The 17,773-nt window shown below is 53.5% G+C and carries 17 protein-coding genes; 4 read left to right on the top strand and 13 right to left on the bottom strand.

The features are described from left to right. Nucleotides 1-14 precede the first annotated feature (14 nt). The 3 genes from CLV80_RS00755 to CLV80_RS00745 form a co-directional block, all read right to left on the bottom strand. Entirely contained in the window at nt 15-614 is a 600-nt protein-coding gene (locus tag CLV80_RS00755; RefSeq protein ID WP_106353735.1) for an exopolysaccharide biosynthesis protein, read from the bottom strand. Nucleotides 615-639: 25 nt separating this feature from the next. Continuing rightward, on the bottom strand, nt 640-2,466 hold the full coding sequence (locus tag CLV80_RS00750; protein ID WP_106353733.1) for an ABCB family ABC transporter ATP-binding protein/permease: 1,827 nt from the start codon (nt 2,464-2,466) through the stop codon (nt 640-642). 66 nt (nt 2,467-2,532) lie between these two features. Continuing rightward, nucleotides 2,533-3,723, bottom strand: a complete 1,191-nt coding sequence (locus tag CLV80_RS00745) for a LysM peptidoglycan-binding domain-containing protein (RefSeq protein ID WP_106353731.1) — start codon at nt 3,721-3,723, stop codon at nt 2,533-2,535. Nucleotides 3,724-3,834: 111 nt separating this feature from the next. On the opposite strand from CLV80_RS00745, the gene CLV80_RS00740 reads away from it, so the two are divergent. Further along, nucleotides 3,835-4,389, top strand: coding sequence for an LOG family protein (locus CLV80_RS00740; protein ID WP_106353729.1), 555 nt, complete (start codon nt 3,835-3,837; stop codon nt 4,387-4,389). Between the two features lie 17 nt (nt 4,390-4,406). Further along, nucleotides 4,407-5,138 carry an imm11 family protein gene (locus tag CLV80_RS00735; protein WP_106353727.1) on the top strand — a complete coding sequence of 244 codons (732 nt, stop codon included), beginning with the start codon at nt 4,407-4,409 and terminating at the stop codon, nt 5,136-5,138. On the opposite strand, the gene rarD is transcribed toward CLV80_RS00735, so the two are convergent. The 4 genes from rarD to CLV80_RS00715 form a co-directional block, all read right to left on the bottom strand. Further along, nucleotides 5,135-6,031, bottom strand: coding sequence for an EamA family transporter RarD (rarD, locus tag CLV80_RS00730; protein ID WP_106353725.1), 897 nt, complete (start codon nt 6,029-6,031; stop codon nt 5,135-5,137). The two genes, CLV80_RS00735 and rarD, sit on opposite strands and share 4 nt — an antisense overlap. After that, on the bottom strand, nt 6,028-7,005 hold the full coding sequence (locus tag CLV80_RS00725; protein ID WP_106354406.1) for a threonine ammonia-lyase: 978 nt from the start codon (nt 7,003-7,005) through the stop codon (nt 6,028-6,030). Before CLV80_RS00725 ends, rarD begins: the two co-directional genes overlap by 4 nt. Before the next feature lie 99 nt (nt 7,006-7,104). Next, nucleotides 7,105-8,076, bottom strand: a complete 972-nt coding sequence (locus CLV80_RS00720) for a hypothetical protein (RefSeq protein ID WP_133169732.1) — start codon at nt 8,074-8,076, stop codon at nt 7,105-7,107. A 271-nt stretch (nt 8,077-8,347) separates the two neighbouring features. After that, complete coding sequence (locus CLV80_RS00715) at nt 8,348-8,947, bottom strand: superoxide dismutase (RefSeq protein WP_106353721.1); 600 nt, start codon at nt 8,945-8,947, stop codon at nt 8,348-8,350. Between the two features lie 178 nt (nt 8,948-9,125). On the opposite strand from CLV80_RS00715, the gene CLV80_RS00710 reads away from it, so the two are divergent. Next, nucleotides 9,126-10,307 (top strand): MFS transporter, encoded by a 1,182-nt coding sequence (locus CLV80_RS00710; protein ID WP_106353719.1) that lies wholly within the window; start codon nt 9,126-9,128, stop codon nt 10,305-10,307. 45 nt (nt 10,308-10,352) lie between these two features. Here the strand turns inward: CLV80_RS00710 and CLV80_RS00705 are convergent, their stop codons facing one another. Continuing rightward, complete coding sequence (locus CLV80_RS00705) at nt 10,353-11,489, bottom strand: NADH:flavin oxidoreductase (RefSeq protein WP_106353717.1); 1,137 nt, start codon at nt 11,487-11,489, stop codon at nt 10,353-10,355. A 98-nt stretch (nt 11,490-11,587) separates the two neighbouring features. Between CLV80_RS00705 and CLV80_RS00700 the strand changes: the two genes are divergently transcribed. After that, the gene (locus tag CLV80_RS00700; protein ID WP_106353715.1) at nt 11,588-11,959 is read left to right on the top strand and encodes a winged helix-turn-helix transcriptional regulator; all 372 of its coding nucleotides are present in this window, start codon (nt 11,588-11,590) and stop codon (nt 11,957-11,959) included. A 6-nt stretch (nt 11,960-11,965) separates the two neighbouring features. Here CLV80_RS00700 and CLV80_RS00695 read toward each other — a convergent pair whose 3' ends face one another. The 5 genes from CLV80_RS00695 to CLV80_RS00675 form a co-directional block, all read right to left on the bottom strand. Continuing rightward, complete coding sequence (locus CLV80_RS00695; protein WP_106353714.1) at nt 11,966-12,538, bottom strand: sarcosine oxidase subunit gamma; 573 nt, start codon at nt 12,536-12,538, stop codon at nt 11,966-11,968. Continuing rightward, on the bottom strand, nt 12,531-15,545 hold the full coding sequence (locus CLV80_RS00690) for a sarcosine oxidase subunit alpha family protein (RefSeq protein WP_106353712.1): 3,015 nt from the start codon (nt 15,543-15,545) through the stop codon (nt 12,531-12,533). Before CLV80_RS00690 ends, CLV80_RS00695 begins: the two co-directional genes overlap by 8 nt. Then, nucleotides 15,542-15,871 (bottom strand): sarcosine oxidase subunit delta, encoded by a 330-nt coding sequence (locus CLV80_RS00685; protein ID WP_106353709.1) that lies wholly within the window; start codon nt 15,869-15,871, stop codon nt 15,542-15,544. Before CLV80_RS00685 ends, CLV80_RS00690 begins: the two co-directional genes overlap by 4 nt. A 102-nt stretch (nt 15,872-15,973) precedes the next feature. Continuing rightward, nucleotides 15,974-16,186, bottom strand: coding sequence for a hypothetical protein (locus CLV80_RS00680; RefSeq protein ID WP_106353707.1), 213 nt, complete (start codon nt 16,184-16,186; stop codon nt 15,974-15,976). 187 nt (nt 16,187-16,373) lie between these two features. Further along, nucleotides 16,374-17,618 carry a sarcosine oxidase subunit beta family protein gene (locus tag CLV80_RS00675; RefSeq protein ID WP_106353705.1) on the bottom strand — a complete coding sequence of 415 codons (1,245 nt, stop codon included), beginning with the start codon at nt 17,616-17,618 and terminating at the stop codon, nt 16,374-16,376. Between the last annotated feature and the right edge of the window lie 155 nt (nt 17,619-17,773).

The following is a 17,773-nucleotide window of genomic DNA, read 5'->3' as shown; positions in this document are numbered from 1 at the left end:
GAATGATCTGGCAATCAGGTCAAGAGCGCAGAGCCCTGTGCAAAAATGAACCAAGGCAGTGCCATCGCACTGCAAACAAACAAGAAACCGACGACAGCAAATATGCCGTCACGTGCAAGCATGCCAATTGCAAGCAACGATACCCCTGCCCCAATCAACGACGATGACATCGGCACCAGTTCTAACAGCGGAATCATTGACGCCGCTAAGGCACATATCAAATAGATGACGGGTCGCGCAGGTCCCACAACAAGAAACTGAAAGCGCTGGTGGGTCACAGCATCCAGCCAACCTGCGACACGCCCCATGGTCTTAGTCGCGTTATGCGTCTTTTCAGCAGGCAGTCGGCGGCGTCGTAGAAACTGGGGCAGCCACGGCCGCGCACGGCCGAACACACCTTGGATCGCGATCAGGACTATTGCGATGCCACAAAGCGACGAAAAGAACGGAATAGCGCTAAGCGGTGATGTGACCAGCAAAGCCGGAACAATCAGCGTTGGCAGCAACGCACTGTGACCAAAAGCACCAAGGAGTTCTTCTGCTCTGACGTTATCGTCAGTCACAGTCTCATCGATTTTGTCGACGATATCCGAAACTGGTGTCTCTTGCTGCATGTTGCCCTACCCGCGCATTTTGACGCTACAGTAGGGCAACTTCCTCTTCGGACTGTCGGTTCCATAAATTCGCATAACGACCGGCCTGCGCCAGCAGCGCATCATGTTTGCCCTGCTCAACGATCACACCATTTTCAAGCACGACGATCTGATCTGCATCGGCAATCGTTGACAAGCGGTGCGCGATCGTAATGACAGTACGCCCTTGCCCCATCGCCTTCAGCTCTGCCTGAATTTCCATTTCGGTCTGCGTGTCCAGCGCCGAAGTCGCCTCGTCCAATAGCAGAATCGGCGGGTTCTTTAGCAACGTTCGCGCAATGCCGACCCGCTGCTTTTCACCACCAGAAAGCTTAAGGCCACGTTCGCCAACCGTGGTTTGGTAACCATCTGGTAGGCTGACGATAAAATCGTGGATTTTCGCGGCCTTCGCTGCGGCGACAATTTCATCCTCGGAAGCAGTAGGACGGCCATAGGCAATGTTGTAATGCACTGTGTCGTTAAACAGCACCGTATCCTGCGGCACGACACCGATTTGAGCGTGCAGGCTGTCTTGGGTCACGTCACGTACATCTTGGCCGTCAATACGCAAGGCACCGCCATTCACATCATAAAAGCGGAACAACAGACGCCCTATTGTAGACTTCCCCGAACCAGACGAACCAACAATCGCAACTGTTTGCCCAGATTCAATTGTCAGGTCTATCCCCTTCAGAATTGGGCGCTCTGCATCATAACCGAAAGCAACGTTGTCCAATGTCACCTGCCCACCAGTGACAGCTAGCGGCTTGGCACATGGCTTATCTTGGACCTCGGCAGGTTGTTCGAGCAGATCAAACATATCGCCCATGTCGATCAATGCCTGGCGAATTTCGCGGTACACAGTCCCAAGGAAATTCAGCGGCATCGTGATTTGGATCATGTAAGCGTTGACCATCACAAAATCGCCCACAGTCAGATCACCGCGTTCAACACCAATCGCTGCCATCACCATGACAGCGACAAGGCCACTGGTGATCAGGAACGACTGACCAAAGTTCAAAAAAGCCAAAGAATAGTTGGTTCGTATCGCTGCCTTTTGGTACTCGGCCATCGCGCCATCGTAGCGGTCAGCCTCCCATTTCTCGGCACCAAAGTATTTGACGGTTTCAAAATTCAGTAGGCTATCAATCGCCTTTTGGTTGGCGTCGGTATCCTGTTCATTCATCACCTTCCGGATCTTCACCCGCCATTCGGTCACTTTGAACGTGAAGGCGATGTAAAGTGAGATCGTCACAAAAACAGCGGCTAAGTACCAAACATCGAATAGGAAAAAGAGAACGGCAGCGATCATCAGCAATTCAAGCACCAGCGGACCGATGCTGAACAACAAAAAGCGCAGCAAGAATTCAACGCCCTTCACACCGCGTTCGATCACACGGCTTAACCCGCCCGTCTTGCGCATGATGTGGTAGCGCATCGAAAGACGATGAATATGTGTGAATGTCTCAAGCGCGAGCTGCCGCAATGCACGCTGCCCCACTGGGGTGAACACGACATCGCGTAGCTGCTGAAAGCCGACGTTCATGAGCCGGGCAATGCCATAGGCCAATGTCAGGCCAACAGCGCCAAAGCCCAAGAACGTCGCAGCCGACGCGCCCTCTGGGGCTAGTGCGTCAACGGCCTGCTTATAAAACAAAGGGGTCGTGACCGCGATCAGCTTAGCAGTGAAAAGCACCATCATCGCCAGAACAACCCGGCGTTTGACCCATGTTTGCCCGTCGGGCCATAGGTACGGCGCAACGCGGCGGATTACATCCCATCCCTGCACTTTAGTGTTATCGAGATTGGCAGAGGTAGTGGATAAACGACGCATGTGGGCACTCCGGCTAGCAGCCCCTCTAATTAGGGGGCCATTAGCCTGAATACCAGCCCTATGGGGCTATTGATTGATCTCGGGCATACGGAAAATCTGACCAGGGTAAATCAAATCAGGGTCCCGTATCAAATCACTGTTGGCCTCGTATACTTGGACGTAATAAACGCCATTTCCAAGACTTTCTTCGGCAATTGCCCATAGCGTCGAACCCGGTTGAACGGTGCGAACAGCAACGTCAAAACCATCCACTTGCGTGTCTTCCGCCAAAACTGCGGCAACATCCGCAGCCTCTTCGCGTTTAAATGGCGTTTCCAGCCGGGACACAACTGCACCCGCTGTGTCCACCTCATCCACACGAAGAGTATACACACCTGTTTCCACATCCTGCAGGTCAATGCGCCAGTCGCCACCTTCGGTCACAGGCGACGTCGAAACAGGTTCGTTATCGAGATAGACTTGCACAGAACCATCACCGACTGCACGACCAGATAGCTGCACCTCACCTTCGGGATCATAGGTGATCGCATCAAGCCCCACATTGGGTGTATCAAGGCTTGGCCCTGCCTGCACAACACGCACACCATCAGCATCCGCTTGCAACACTGTTGGTGCTGACGGCACCTGCGGCACATTGGAAGGTTCGGCGCTGGGCTCTGGACGAACAGGCGTATCTGGCGTCGGAGTCGGATCTTCACCCTCAAGGCTTGGGGGCGCAGCGGTTTCAATTTCGTCCTGCGTTACATCTGGATCTTGCGCTGGCGGCTCTAACGCCGCCACAACGACTTCGGGCGCAGCGATTGGTGACACGATATAGCTTGTCTCGGACTGTACGGCCTTCCCGTCGGGATCAGCAATCAGCGTTAAACTGCGCGGAAGCGGCGATACTCCGGCCAAGGGTAAGACCACGAAATTACCAGACGCATCAGCTGTTGCTCTTTCCAGTTCTTCGCCGGCAAGCATAATTGCAATCACCTGCCCCGGTTCCGCACGTCCGGCGACGACCATACTGCCATCTGCCTCAACACGGAATGTGTCAAACTGCGGGCTAAATGGCTTGCGCGACGACGACGCCTCAGCGACATCTTCTACTGGTGTCGTAGAAACTGTCGGCGTTGACATATCCGCACTTGATTGGTCCTGTATCCCCGAGATTTCAGCCTGCGGCACAAACATAACAACACCTACCCCAACAACAACGGCAGCCACTGCGCCTAGCATTATCGGAACGGTGTTTGATTTGGTTTCTTCGGTCACGTCTTTTCCCCTAACAAGCCATTGTAATCGGTGTCCCTACCGCACATGCTTAAGTCACCGTAACAACGCCACAATCAGGCGTCAAAGTTTAGCTGCGCAAAAAGGTTGCCCATGTCCACATTTCCTAAATCCGTTTGCGTCTATTGCGGGTCCCGCGATGGCGTTGCTCCCGCATACGCAGAGGCGGCCAAAGCAACCGGCGAAATGCTGGTGAAAAATGGCTGGCGACTGGTCTATGGCGCGGGTGATGTCGGGCTGATGGGCCGGGTCGCAAATGCGGTCCAAGACGCAGGCGGCAACACATTCGGGGTGATCCCCACCCACTTGATGGATTGGGAAGTCGGCAAGCGCGACCTTGATAGCTTTGTCATCACCGAAACCATGCACGAACGCAAAAAGGTCATGTTCATGAACGCCGACGCTGTGGTCGTGCTGCCCGGTGGGGCCGGATCACTGGATGAGTTCTTTGAAGCGCTCACTTGGCGGCAACTCAAACTTCACGCGAAACCAATCGTACTGTTGAATATCGACGGGTTTTGGGACCCGCTTTGGACGTTGCTAGAACACGTCGTGAAGGAGGACTTTGCCGGCGACGATATCCTGTCCTACGTTTCCATCGTACCTGACGTGGCATCGCTTGAGGTGACGCTGAAAGAAGCCCTTTAGATCGTTAGGGAGCCATAATGGCTTATTTCATCACAGGCGGTCATCCACTTCCTGAGGAAAGCTTTCACGCCAAAGAACGCCGAGGAAACTCGTCGTTTGAGGATATGGATGGTGATCGATCGTTGATAAGACTGGTTGATAACTCACAGGATGACGGGCATCGAATAGTAGATGGTACCGGAGCCGTGGGGCGACCGTTGAAACCTGATCATATTCCGACAAAGCTTAGCCGTGAACCGTGGAGTATTGATCGCGTCCCGTTGTTGGACGTCGAAACTTATCTGGGTGGGAGCTTGCTAGTATGCGAGACCCTCAAAGATCTGCTGGAAGAGCTGGAACCCGACGTTCATCAATTCTGGCCAATGGAGATTTATGTCAAAGGTGAGATGGTCGCATTGCGGTATTGGTTTGTCGCTTGTCACCGTATTCGTGCGCTCAGTAGAGAGCATTGCTACCCACCACTAAGCGAACGTGGGTGGTGGGATCCAAGCCCATTGGGTCAGAGAGAAAACGACCGCATTGTCTTTTCAAGCGAAGCTATTGGCGGACGCCATGCTTGGGTCGACAAAGCCTATTCTGATCGCATGTTCTCGGATGAGTTCGCCGAGAGATTGATGAAACTCAATCTAACAGGCTTGCAGTTTGTGAAAGAGCAAGAGGCTACGGATGAAACTCCGAAGCTCTCAATGCCAAGCGGACAGGTACCAAAACCACGCTCATTCCTTGGCCGCTTACTTGGCAAAACCTAACGTGCCGCCCTGTCCTGCCGGATTGCTGTCACCGAATACAGAACCACCGCTGCCCAGATCATTGGGAATGCGATCATGTGCACGGTGCCGAATGGCTCCGCAAAGATCAGCACGGCGACCAAGAACTGGAGGGTCGGGTTGATGTAGAACGCGATGCCTGTTGTCGCCATCGACACCCGGCGCGCGCCATAGCTGAACATCAGTAGCGGGATCGACGTGATCGGCCCCGCGCAGATCAGCAAGATACTATCACGCCAGTTACTGCCGAACGCCCCGCCTGTGGTCGGCTTAAACCCTTCGAACCCAGCAAAATGCACGCCCGCTAGCCAGATAACTGCCAAGGGCAGCACCAGCGTGACTTCTGTCGCGACCGTTAGAACTGGCCCTGCCGAGACGCCCTTCTTGATCAGCCCATAGATCGCGAATGTCACAGCCAGTGAAAGCGCCACAAACGGAACAACGCCAAGCCCAAGGGTCAGTACCGTCACCGCAGTAAAGACCAAGCCAATTGCGATCCATTTCAGCGGGCTTAGCGGCTCTGACAAGACAAAGCGCCCGATCAACACCGATAGCAGCGGATAGATGTAATACCCCACGCTCGCCTCAGTCGACCGATCAATCTGCGACGATAAAATGAACAGAAACCAATTCGCGGAAATCATCAGCGCGGCCAGCCCCATCAGTACAGGTTGTTCGCGGATCAGGCTAAACATCTGACCAAACCGGCGCTGCACGATCAATATCACCGCGAACAGCAGGAACGACCAAAGCGCGCGATGCGATAGCACCTCTAGCGGGGGTACATGTGACAATGCTTTGTAATAGATCGGGGATAGCCCCCAGATCACGCAGGTCGCAACAATTGCGATGATGCCCTTGACCGTGTCGGTCATTGCGCAAGATCACCCATCAACGCAGCATACCGGGTAATCGAGATATTCGACCCACAAGCGATAATCCCAACATGCCGTCCAGCCAGATCATCGCGCAACGGCCCCAGCACAGCAGCAAGCGACGCAGCGCAGGCCGGTTCAGCCGTGATCCGCAGGATCCGTTGATAGTGGTTCATCGCATTTAGCAGTTCAGCATCTTCGACACGCACGATCTGGTCCACATTTGCCCGCGCGACGCTATAGGAATATGGCATTGCATAGGGCGCACCTAGGCTATCGGCGATGGTATCGACCCGATCCAGTGTCGCGGGTGTGCCTGCCTCAAAACTGCGATACATGCTATCCGCGCCGAATGGTTCAACACCAATGACGCTCGCCTTCGGGTTCAACTGTTTGATCGCGCAGGACATCCCGCTAATCAGGCCCCCACCCCCAATGGGTACGACGTAGGTATCAATCTGTGGGGCTTGGGCATGGTATTCGGCCCCGCAGACCGCAGAGCCAAGCGTCATATGTTCACCTTCAAACGGATGCATCAAAGTACGCCCCGCGTCGGCAGCATCGTTCATCGCGGCAAAGGCGGCTGCCATGTCATCGTATAACTGAACAGTGGCACCCAAGGCCTCACAACCTTGAATACGGGACGGGTCAACCGCACGCGGCATACATATCAACGCATCAACACCTGCAGCCTGCGCAGCCCAAGACACAGCAAGCGCATGGTTCCCGCCACTTGCAGCAACCACACCAGCAGCGCGCTGGGCGCCATCCAGTCGGCTAAGCCCCAAATAGACACCACGCGCCTTGAACGAACCCGCCTGCTGAAACAGCTCTAGCTTGACCGTCATGCTTGCGCAGTCGGGCAAAATACCTTCCCAACGCGCGGACGCAAGCGGTAGGATTGGTGTATGAATAAGGGAGCCAGACAATAGGTCAGCAGCCGTTTGAATTTCGGGTAAAGTCGGACCAGTCATTGCAGCCTCAATAGCAGATGCAATTGTGTCCCACGGCGCCAAAACATTGTCCACAAGGGAGTTGGATGAAACCGTTCCCCCCTGTTCAAATATTGTACACTATTTTTGATGTTTTTGCATCCGTGACCGTAGCAATTCACCAATATCCTCGGAACGTGCTTGCTGGGCTTGAACGGCGACTTTGCGGTTCAAAATGCTTTGGTCCGCCCGGCTTGCATAGCTAAGTGCGGCCCCTGCGCATTGTAGACAAAACAGCCAAACCGATACGATAATCGCCCCACAAATTATAAACGCATGGAGCATCGTGAACGACACATCTTTATCACCAAAGACGAACAGGACAACCTCTCCCAGCTCATTGGTCAACAGATTGATCAGCCCCAGATATTCAGAAGCATCCCCCGCAAACGGAATGATCACGGCAGATATCCCGGTGATCATCAGCATCAACAGCATCATCATAACAAAGTTTGCCCCAAATCCATCTACCGGCGAATAAGAAACGCGATTGGGACTACGTCCCGCTGCGAAACTTGCCAGCGCAGGAAGGATCGCCGCACGCAACGCCATTACAGCAACAGCACTTAGAAACGAAAGCAGCGTCAGCGCACCAAATGCCAATTCATGGGATAGGGTCGCGATGGGATCAAGCGTTGGGTCAACGTTCAAAGCTGCAGCCAGTCCAACCTCGCTTTGTAGCAAAATCAAGGAGCCCGCGAACAGAAATGCTGTAAAAATGAACGCTACGATTGCTTCAAGCAAACCATAGCCAGTGGCCCCGATAAGCAACCGCTTTTGCGATGGGTCCGTTTTAAAACCCAGAACCTGCAAGCCAATTCGAATACCAATCAGGTAAGGATGCATCGAAAGAATGTATATGATCGCCATCGTCGCAAACGGAAAAATTATGAGCGCGAAAACGGTCACAATCATATTGCTACCAATCAGCATGAGACTGCCAAAGACGGTGAAAGCAGTAATAACTGTATAAAACAGAACCCATAGCGGCATCACGAGTAAAAAGCGCCACAAAATGGATAGTGACAGAGGCAAGCTGCGCAATAAAATCAAATTGGTTTCCTTTCAAAAGATCGGTTTTGTCACGGCACGCAAAAAAATCGACTCTACGAAAGCATTCGTAGTGATCCTCTTGCCGGTTGTCGGTGGGCGCGTTCGCCTGCTGAATGCAGCGACGCGTGGCTAGATGCGCATGGCCTGCGCGGAAATAGGTTTAGTTATTAATGGTCTAGCCAAATATATATGTATGCGCTTGCGCGTTTTCAAGACAAAGGCCCGCCACGCGATGCGTGACGGGCCTTCAAATCAGCTTGTCAGGATAGTGTTACAGGCGGCCTGCAACGTTTTCCCAGTTGACCAAGTTATCTAGGAAGTTGGTCAGGTAAACTGGACGCTTGTTACGGAAGTCGATGTAGTATGAGTGCTCCCACACATCACAACCAAGCAGCGCAGTCTGACCAAAGCAAAGTGGGTTCACACCGTTTTCAGTCTTTGTCACTTTCAGAGCGCCATCAGTGTCTTTAACCAACCAAGCCCAACCTGAACCGAACTGACCAGCACCCGCAGCGCTGAACTGTTTTTTGAACTCTTCAACAGAGCCAAAGCTTTCAACCAATGCTTTTTCAAGCTCGGTTGGGATCGCGTTGCCGTCTGGGCCCATCATTTCCCAGAACTGGTTGTGGTTCCAAAGCTGCGAGATGTTGTTGAAGATACCGTTTTGCGCAACAGATGTCGCGTTGTAGGTGCCTACGATGATCTCTTCGAGAGTCTTGCCATCCCATTCGGTGCCAGCAATCGCTGCGTTACCGTTGGTGACATAGGCGTTGTGGTGCAGATCGTGGTGGAATTCCAGCGTCTCTGCAGACATGCCTTTCGCCGCAAGTGCGTCGTGAGCATATGGAAGATCAGGGAGTGTAAAAGCCATTGTCTTAACTTTCTGTGTTGAGGACAGGATGCAATGATACATGTCACATAGCGGCGCAACGTCAAGGGCTAGAGCTGCTAGAAGTGGTTGTTCACAGCACCTTGTTCATTAAAGCACATTCATCACGCGATTGACCATGTTGCACAGCTGTTACAATCCGGGGATAGCAGGCAAATGTATGATTAGCTTCAAAAGCCCGCGCGCAGTTTTTATTCTTCTTCTATTGTTATCCGGCACTTTATGCACCGCATCGCTTATCCCATTTATGGGTGTATACATTGTCGAAGTATTGGGCAAAGACCCATGGTTGATCAGCATCTACGCCATGTTGACCCTAAGTTTGACGGTGGTTGTAAACCGCATTTATGGTGAATGGATCGATAACGGCAGGCGCATCGCCCCACTGATTCTGACATCAATATTGGCATTCGGCTTTGCATTATCTGTGATGCTGGTTTTTGAAACCTACGTCGTATTGATAATTATCTGCGCCCCATGTTTTGCGTTATCAAACGCTGCGGTGTCGACCATGTACAGCTTTGGTCGCCTAAGTGCGGAACAAAACGCATGGGACATCGCGCGTTACAATTCCTACCTGCGTGCAACAACATCACTTGGTTGGATGATCGCCCCGGCCGTCACCTTTCTGATCGCAGGCGCGTTTGGTGCACGCTATGTTATGATCAGCGCGCTCGTGCTGACAGCCGTTTGGGCCACCCTATGGTGGAAGGTCATGCCGAGCGATTTCGTAAAGCAATCGCGGATCAAAGACCCGTCAACAGATGTTGGAAGCCTGTCTGACAATGCCAAAGCGATGTGGACTGCAGCAGGCGTGTGTCTTCTTTTTTCGCTCGCACATTCGGCAACCACAAGTTCATTGCCATTGTTCTATATCCGCGAGGCGGGACTCCCGGTTTATGCGGCTGGCCTGTCGTTTTCGATAAAGACGTTCATTGAAATTCTAGCAATCCTATCGACACCTTGGTTAATTACGAACTTGGGTGTCAGGCGCTGTCTTGGTGTCGCAGCAGTCGTCGCTATCAGCGCATTTATCACATTGGCAAACGTTCAGTCACTGTCGCACCTCGTTATCGGCGCATCACTAGAGGGGTTGTACTACGGCATCTTCGCCGCCGTCGGGTTGCTCTACATTCAAAGCTTTGCAGGTGATCGCCTTGGCCGGGCGACGTCATTATATATGAACAGCCTGTACATAGGTGGTCTCATTGCGAGCCCTATGATGGGGCTTGTGGCGCAATTTTCAGGTTTTCGCACCGTGATCTTGCTTTCAACAGTATGGGCGACGCTGGCATTGCTTGTTCTTATCGTCTCGGGGCGAAACCAAACACGACTTTCATAGTATGGGGTGCCACATCAATTGCGGCACCCCTTATGTGTTTATGGCTTAGGTTAGTTTGCCCAGATCGCTCGGATCAAAACCCAACAACGAAGCCGTATCACCTGTCCGGATCTTCTCGGCCCACTCTGGGTCGCTCAGCAACACGCGTCCAACCGCGATTAAATCGAATTCGTCACGATCCAGTCGGGTCAATAGCTTCTCGATCCCAACATTCGCTGAACCACCACCAGAAAAGGCGCTAAAGAAATCGGCGTCCAGCCCGACCGAGCCAACGCTAATCGTCGGCTTTCCTGTGATTTTCTTGGCCCAACCAGCAAAGTTCAAACCATCTTCGCCATCGATATCTGCGAATTCAGGCTCCCAGAACCGACGCTGTGAACAGTGGAATATATCAACGCCTGCGTCTGACAATGGCGCAAGCCATGCTTCCAGTTCATCAGGTGTTGCCGCCAATCGCGCCGCGTAATCCTGTTGTTTCCACTGGCTCAGGCGTAAAATTACAGGAAAATCTGGACCAACGGCCGCGCGAACGGCTTTGACAACTTCAACAGCGAAACGGGACCGTTCGGCCAAGGTTTTACCGCCCCATCCATCTTCACGCTGGTTTGTGCCTTCCCAGAAAAACTGGTCAATCAAATACCCGTGCGCCGCATGAAGTTCAGCCACGTCAAAGCCCAAACGCTTTGCATCAGCGGCGGCGCTTGCGAATGCTGCGATCGTATCTTCGATATCCTTTTCAGTCATGACATTGCCGCTTGGTTTACCCGGCGCAAACAGACCCGATGGGCTTTCCATCGGGGCATCCGCTTCCCATCCGCTAGAGCTGGGCGCGGTGGCCGTATGCCAAATCTGCGGGCCAATACGGCCACCCGCCGCATGCACGGCATCAGCAACAGTTTTCCAACCCGCCAACGCAGCGTCACCATGAAAAAAAGGAATTCCCGGTTCATTGCGTGAAACGGGGCGATCAATAACCGTCCCTTCGGATAAAATAAGCCCTACGCCGCCCGCAGCGCGGCGTGCATAGTAATCAGCGTTTTGTTGCGCGGGGACACCGTCTGGCGCCATGCCACGTGTCATCGGCGCCATGACAATTCGGTTTTTTAGTTCAAGCGATCCATTTTTAAATGGTTTAAAAAGCGGCGCTACATCCGCTGTTGTTGCTGGGTTATCAAGCGTCATTTGATCTACTCCATATGATCTACAACGCCTAAGTATATTTTATAGACTTAGTTTCAATTAGGCACTAATGGTTCACTAGGTTTACTCGAGGAAACCATATGCCCAAAGATAACACCGAGACCAAACATTTCACCGTAGATTGCCCTAACCGTCTGTTGTTTGCAGAAATTGCAGACAAATGGTCGATGATGATTTTATCAGTACTCGATACCGGTCCGCACCGCTTCAACGGTATAAAACGCTGTCTTGAAGGCGTATCACAAAAATCACTGACGCAGACATTGCGCAAATTGGAACGCAATGGGATTATTTCGCGGACTGTGCGCAGCACGTCCCCTGTCGCTGTCGAATACGCGCTAACGCCGCTAGGCATGTCGTTACTTGAACCCTACCGCGCGATATATAGTTGGACCTGCACAAACCTGCAAAAGGTCAATGCAGCACGTGCCACATATGACTCCCTGCAATAGTCTGATTTACCTTGCATTAAAGTGCCCCACGGCCCCCGCCTTTGCAGAGGTCTCAAGCAGATTGAATGCATAATCCGCAACGGATCGAAAGCAAATGACCTCAAACGTGTCGACGTCCCGCATCCAAAAGGCAGCGGCCACTTGGCCGAGATGCGTGCGTCGAAAACTGCCGGGTTGAAACACGTCTGGATGCAAGTCGACAGGGGCCAATTTTGCTATCATGTCGCGTGAATATTCTCCTTCAACAAAGATCAGCGCACGCGCATCAGACACGTTTTCTGCCAGATGGTGTTTCTTTTTCAGGTTCTTTGCGATCAATTCCAACGCGGCGTCGACTTCGGCATATGGCACGAGGACCAGCATTTCATCGGGTGACATCCAGCAAAGCCCCTTTTCACCAACGCAGTTCGCGTGGCCGGGCATAGGTAAATCGACACCAGAAAGTCCGGTGCAGACAGATTTCAGTTTGCTGTCGGACAGATCGCCGCGCAGCGTGATCATGCCACGCAGGCCCGCCTCGCGGATTGTGACCTCGCCTGGGGCAACTTTGCCATTCAATGCGCTGACTGCATTAGACATTCTGCTTTTCCCCTTCTTTATCGTAGAACACCGGATCGACGATTTTTGCGGCTATGGTTGTGCCGTCAACCTTGTTGAATTCAATCACCTCGCCCATGCGATCAGGGCCATTATGGACAAGCCCCATAGCGATCCCCTTATTTAGGGTTGGTGAATAATAGGTCGATGTTACGCGGCCTTGTGTATTGCGTTGGCCGTTTTCGTTGTCGCCTTCGGCAATCGCATAAGCGCCATCAGGCAAGACAGACCCATCGACAGTTTCCAAGCCTACCAGTTTCCACCGATTTGGATCAGCCATATGGCTGCGTGTGTGTGCACGCTTGCCAATGTAGTCTTCTTTCTTTTTGGATAGCGCCCAATTTAGGTTCAAATCCTGCGGGATCACGGTCCCGTCAGTCTCATCCCCGATCATGATAAAGCCTTTTTCAGCACGCATAATGTGCAGCGCTTCGGTACCGTAAGGCATCACGCCGAACTCTTCTCCTGCCTTAAACAGTGCGTCCCAGAACGCAGCACCCTGCCCGGCAGGCACAGCGACCTCGTAAGATAATTCACCCGAGAAACTGATCCGGAAAACACGCGCGTCAAATGCGCCGATTTTTCCGGCCTTCCACTGCATGAATGGCAGCGCCTCAGCCGACAGATCCATATCGCCACCCAGTTTACGCAAGAGCTTGCGCGCCTTGGGACCGACGACCGCGATCTGAGCGTATTGTTCGGTCACATTGGCCACATAGACCTGCATGTCCCACCATTCGCACTGCAGCCAGTCTTCCATATGGGCGTGAATGCGTTCGGCGCCGCCGGTCGTCGTGTGACATAGCCACGTGTTGTCATCCATCCGAACAACGACACCGTCATCCATCAAGAACCCGTTTTCAGAACACATCAGACCATACCGGCATTTACCGACAGGCAACGTGGACATCATGTTGGTGTACATCAGATCAAGGAATTTGCCCGCATCTGGGCCTTTGACGATCAGCTTACCAAGCGTTGACGCATCCAATAGCCCAACGTTTTCACGGGCATTGCGCACCTCACGGTTCACGGCGTCATGCACCGTTTCTTCGCCACGCAGATAGGTATAGGGCCTGCGCCATTGGCCGACGGGTTCATTATCTGCGCCGTTTGCATTGGCCCAGTCAGAAACAGGGGTTTTCCGGATTGGCTGGAACAGCTCGTCGCGCGCAGCACCTGTAATCGCCCCCATAGAGATCGGCGTATAAGGCGGACGGAACGTCGTCGTCCCCACATTGGGGATATCCGCATTCAACGATTTCGACAGGATCGCCAGACCGTTGATGTTGCTTAGCTTGCCCTGATCCGTGGCCATGCCCAGCGTGGTATAGCGCTTTGCATGCTCGACACTTTCAAAACCTTCTTGCGCAGCAAGCTGAACATCGGAAACCTTAACGTCGTTCTGGAAATCCAACCACGCCTTAGATCGTAACGCGTGTTTAGCACCCTGCGGCATCAGCCAAACAGCAGAAATCGGACCTTCCTCGATATCTTCGCCCATCGGGGCTTGGCCACCACGTTTTGCGTGACCTGCCGCCTTGGCCGCTGCGCGACCAGCTGCCCAGCCATCGGCAACCGCCTCGGCCGTGAATAGGTGGCCGTTCGCGATACCGGCAGTGTTCACAAATGGCTGCCCATCAGCACCTGTTGGCGGCTTTTCATGGTCGGGCCGGAACATAACCTGACCTGCATCCCACACGAGTTTACCGCCGCAATGTGACCAAAGGTGCACGACAGGCGACCAACCACCCGACATCGCGACGCAATCACATTCGATTTCCTCAAGGATCGCGCCTTCACCAGCTTGGGCACAAAGACCAACCGATTTCACGCGTTTGCCGCCTTTGACTTTGGCAATGCCTTTGCCAAGCTCAACGCGGATACCAAGGTTGCGCGCCTCATCAATCAACGGGCCTTCCGCCTCAGCGCGGGCGTCGATGATCGCTGGGATATCTAGCCCCGCTCGCTTAAGCACAATCGCCGTCCGGTAGGCGTCGTCGTTATTCGTCACAACCACAGTACGGTCGCCGAGCGACACGCCATAGTTCACAACATAGTCGCGCACGGCAGCAGCCAAGGTCACGCCGGGTATGTCATTGCCCGCGAACGATAGTGGACGTTCAATCGCGCCAGTTGCTGTCACAATTTGCTTTGCGCGAATGCGCCACAAACGGTGGCGTGGACCTTCGACCTCTGGCGTGTGATCTGTAAGACGTTCATAGGCCAAGGCATAACCATGGTCATAGACACCCGCCCCCATGCAGCGCAAACGCATGTCAACATTTGACATACTTTCAAGTGCTTGAATGGTGCTGTTAATCCATTCCTCTGCAGGTAAATCGTCGATCTTTGGCGTATCAACTACCGCACGGCCACCCCAATATGCACCCTGTTCAACCAACAGAACACGAGCGCCACGCTCACCCGCAGCAAGCGCCGCAGCAAGCCCAGCGATACCACCGCCAACGACCAATACATCGACATGCGCATGGAAATGTTCATAGGTGCTGCTATCGCGATCTTTCGGGGCTTTGCCCAAACCAGCGGACTGGCGGATGATCGGTTCATAGACATGTTTCCAAAACGCACGCGGATACATGAACATTTTGTAGTAAAACCCAGCCGGCAAAAACCGAGAGAAAGCAGTGTTGATCGCGCCGACGTCAAACTCGAGGCTCGGCCAGTGGTTCTGTGAGGTCGCGGTTAGACCGTCGAACAGCTCTGTCGTGGTGACGCGCTGGTTCGGTTCAAACTGCCCGCCTTCACCAAGGTTCACCAAGGCGTTTGGTTCTTCGGCACCAGAGGCCACAACGCCACGCGGACGGTGATATTTAAACGAACGGCCCATCAGCATCTGGTCATTCGCCAGCAATGCCGACGCAAGCGTATCGCCCTCAAACCCACGCAAGTGCTTTCCGTTAAAGGTAAACGATACCGCTTTGTTATTATTAATCAAACGGCCCATTCCGGCCAGACGGGTGCTCATTTAAAAATCCCCCATGACCAGCCGGGTCGCGTCCCAGAGATCTTGTCTTTGATGTCTTGTGGTGGCTCTAGGGTTTGGGCCGGATAGGTTCCGAACACCTCTAGCGTTGATGTGCAGCGTGCTGCGTGAAACCACTTGCCGCAGCCATAGACATGACGCCAGCGCTCGAAATGGACGCCCTTTGGGTTCTCGCGCATAAACAGGTAATCTTCGAATGCCTCGTCCGACGATCCCGGCCCTTCGCGTTTCAGGTGCGCTTGGCCGCCTGCATGTAGATCAGTTTCATCGGCATCAACGCCGCAATAGGGACAATGCAAGATTAGCATAGCGAAGCCTCGGTATTTAGGGTCGGACGCAGAACCCACGAGCAAAAGGCGAACGCATTGCTGCGCCCGCCTTTCACGACTTGGGAAGAAGTATGAGAGTAGTTAAAAGGTGCCTGCTCCTGAAGAGACAGGCGTGCCGTCAAGCGTAGACACAGTGATGGGGTAGATCGGCGCAGGACCGTGGGGAGCGGCCTGTGCAGAGGCTTGGCCCATCGCAAAAATGACGGCAAGCATCGCAGCAAACGCGATGCCCACGCCGAAGAAGAAAGAAAAACCGCCGCGGCTGCGCCGAGGTTTTTTTGTAAAATCAAGCATGTCGCATCTCCTTGCTGTGATGCGTCTACTTTGCTGATCCCGCTGAACATTGAAAGATACGCGAAATTCCCCGCGAAATTTTGGCTATTCACAGCCGAATACGCAACCACAGGTAAGCCAAAACCCGCCGCGTGGTTTATGGATGCCATAGGAATGCCGTTTTTTATGACTGACGGACTATGCGTCATCAATGAGCAACCCCGGCCGCAACGCTTTCATCAATGAACTTGCCTTCACGGAAGCGGAACATGCTGAATTCGTCGGTCAGTGGTGATTGTCCCTTGGCCATCAGCTCGGCCATGGCCCAGCCCGACCCAGGGATTGCTTTGAACCCGCCGGTGCCCCAGCCGCAGTTCACAAAGATACCATCGACCGGCGTTTTTGAAAGAATCGGCGAGCGGTCACCCGTTACATCGACGATCCCCCCCCACTGGCGCAGCATCTTAAGCCGCGATATCATTGGGAATGTCTCGACCAAAGCGCGTACGGTTTCCTCTATGTGGTGGAACGACCCGCGTTGCGTGTAGTTGTTATAACCGTCTGTACCGCCGCCAATAACCATCTCACCTTTGTCGGACTGGGACATATAGCCGTGGACGGTGTTCGCCATCACAACGACATCCATGCAGGGTTTGATCGGCTCTGACACCAACGCCTGAAGCGCGACTGATTCCATAGGCAGTCGGAAACCGGCCTTCTCGGCAAGTACGCTGGCGTGACCCGCCACGACCATACCCAGTTTATCGCAATCAATCGGCCCCTTGCTGGTATCGACACCAACGACCTTGCCGTTTTCTTGGCGAACGCCGGTTACTTCGCATTGCTGAATGACATCCATGCCCATGTCAGAACAGGCACGCGCATAGCCCCACGCGACCGCATCATGGCGGGCCGTTCCGCCACGTTCCTGATACAAGCCACCTAGAACAGGGTAACGCGGTCCATCGATATTCATGATCGGGCACAGTTCTTTGACGCGCTGCGGACCGATCCATTCTGTTTTCACGCCCTGCAGCGCATTCGCCTGCGCTGTCCGCTGATAGCCACGAATTTCGTGCTGGGTTTGCGCCAGCATGATCACGCCACGCGGGCTGAACATGACGTTATAGTTCAGGTCCTGCGACATGGTCTCATATAGGCTGCGGGACTTTTCATAGATCGCGGCGGATGGGTCTTGGAGGTAATTGGAACGAATAATCGTTGTATTCCGGCCGGTATTCCCGCCACCAAGCCAGCCCTTTTCCAAGATCGCAACATTCGTGATGCCAAAGTTCTTACCAAGGTAATAGGCCGTCGCCAGACCATGGCCACCTGCCCCAACGATAATTACATCGTATTTCTTTTTGGGTTCACGCTTGGCCCAGGCCCGGTCCCAACCGGTGTGCTGGCGCATAGCTTCGCGGGTGATGGCAAAGGCGGAATAACGTTTCATGCGATCATCGATTCCCTAGTTTGGTCAGATCCTTGGCTTACATTCTATCTGTATGCATCGCAGAACCAAGAGGATACTATGTGCGGCGTCTGACCGTCATTTTACGACATAGGGCATTTCGCCTCAGTCGCCAGTACACCGCAGCCCCTTTTCAG

The sequence above is a fragment of the Yoonia maritima genome (genome assembly GCF_003003285.1).
GTDB lineage: Bacteria > Pseudomonadota > Alphaproteobacteria > Rhodobacterales > Rhodobacteraceae > Yoonia > Yoonia maritima.
The sequence above is the reverse complement of the archived record's forward strand: the minus strand, read 5'-3'. Positions and strand labels throughout refer to the sequence as shown.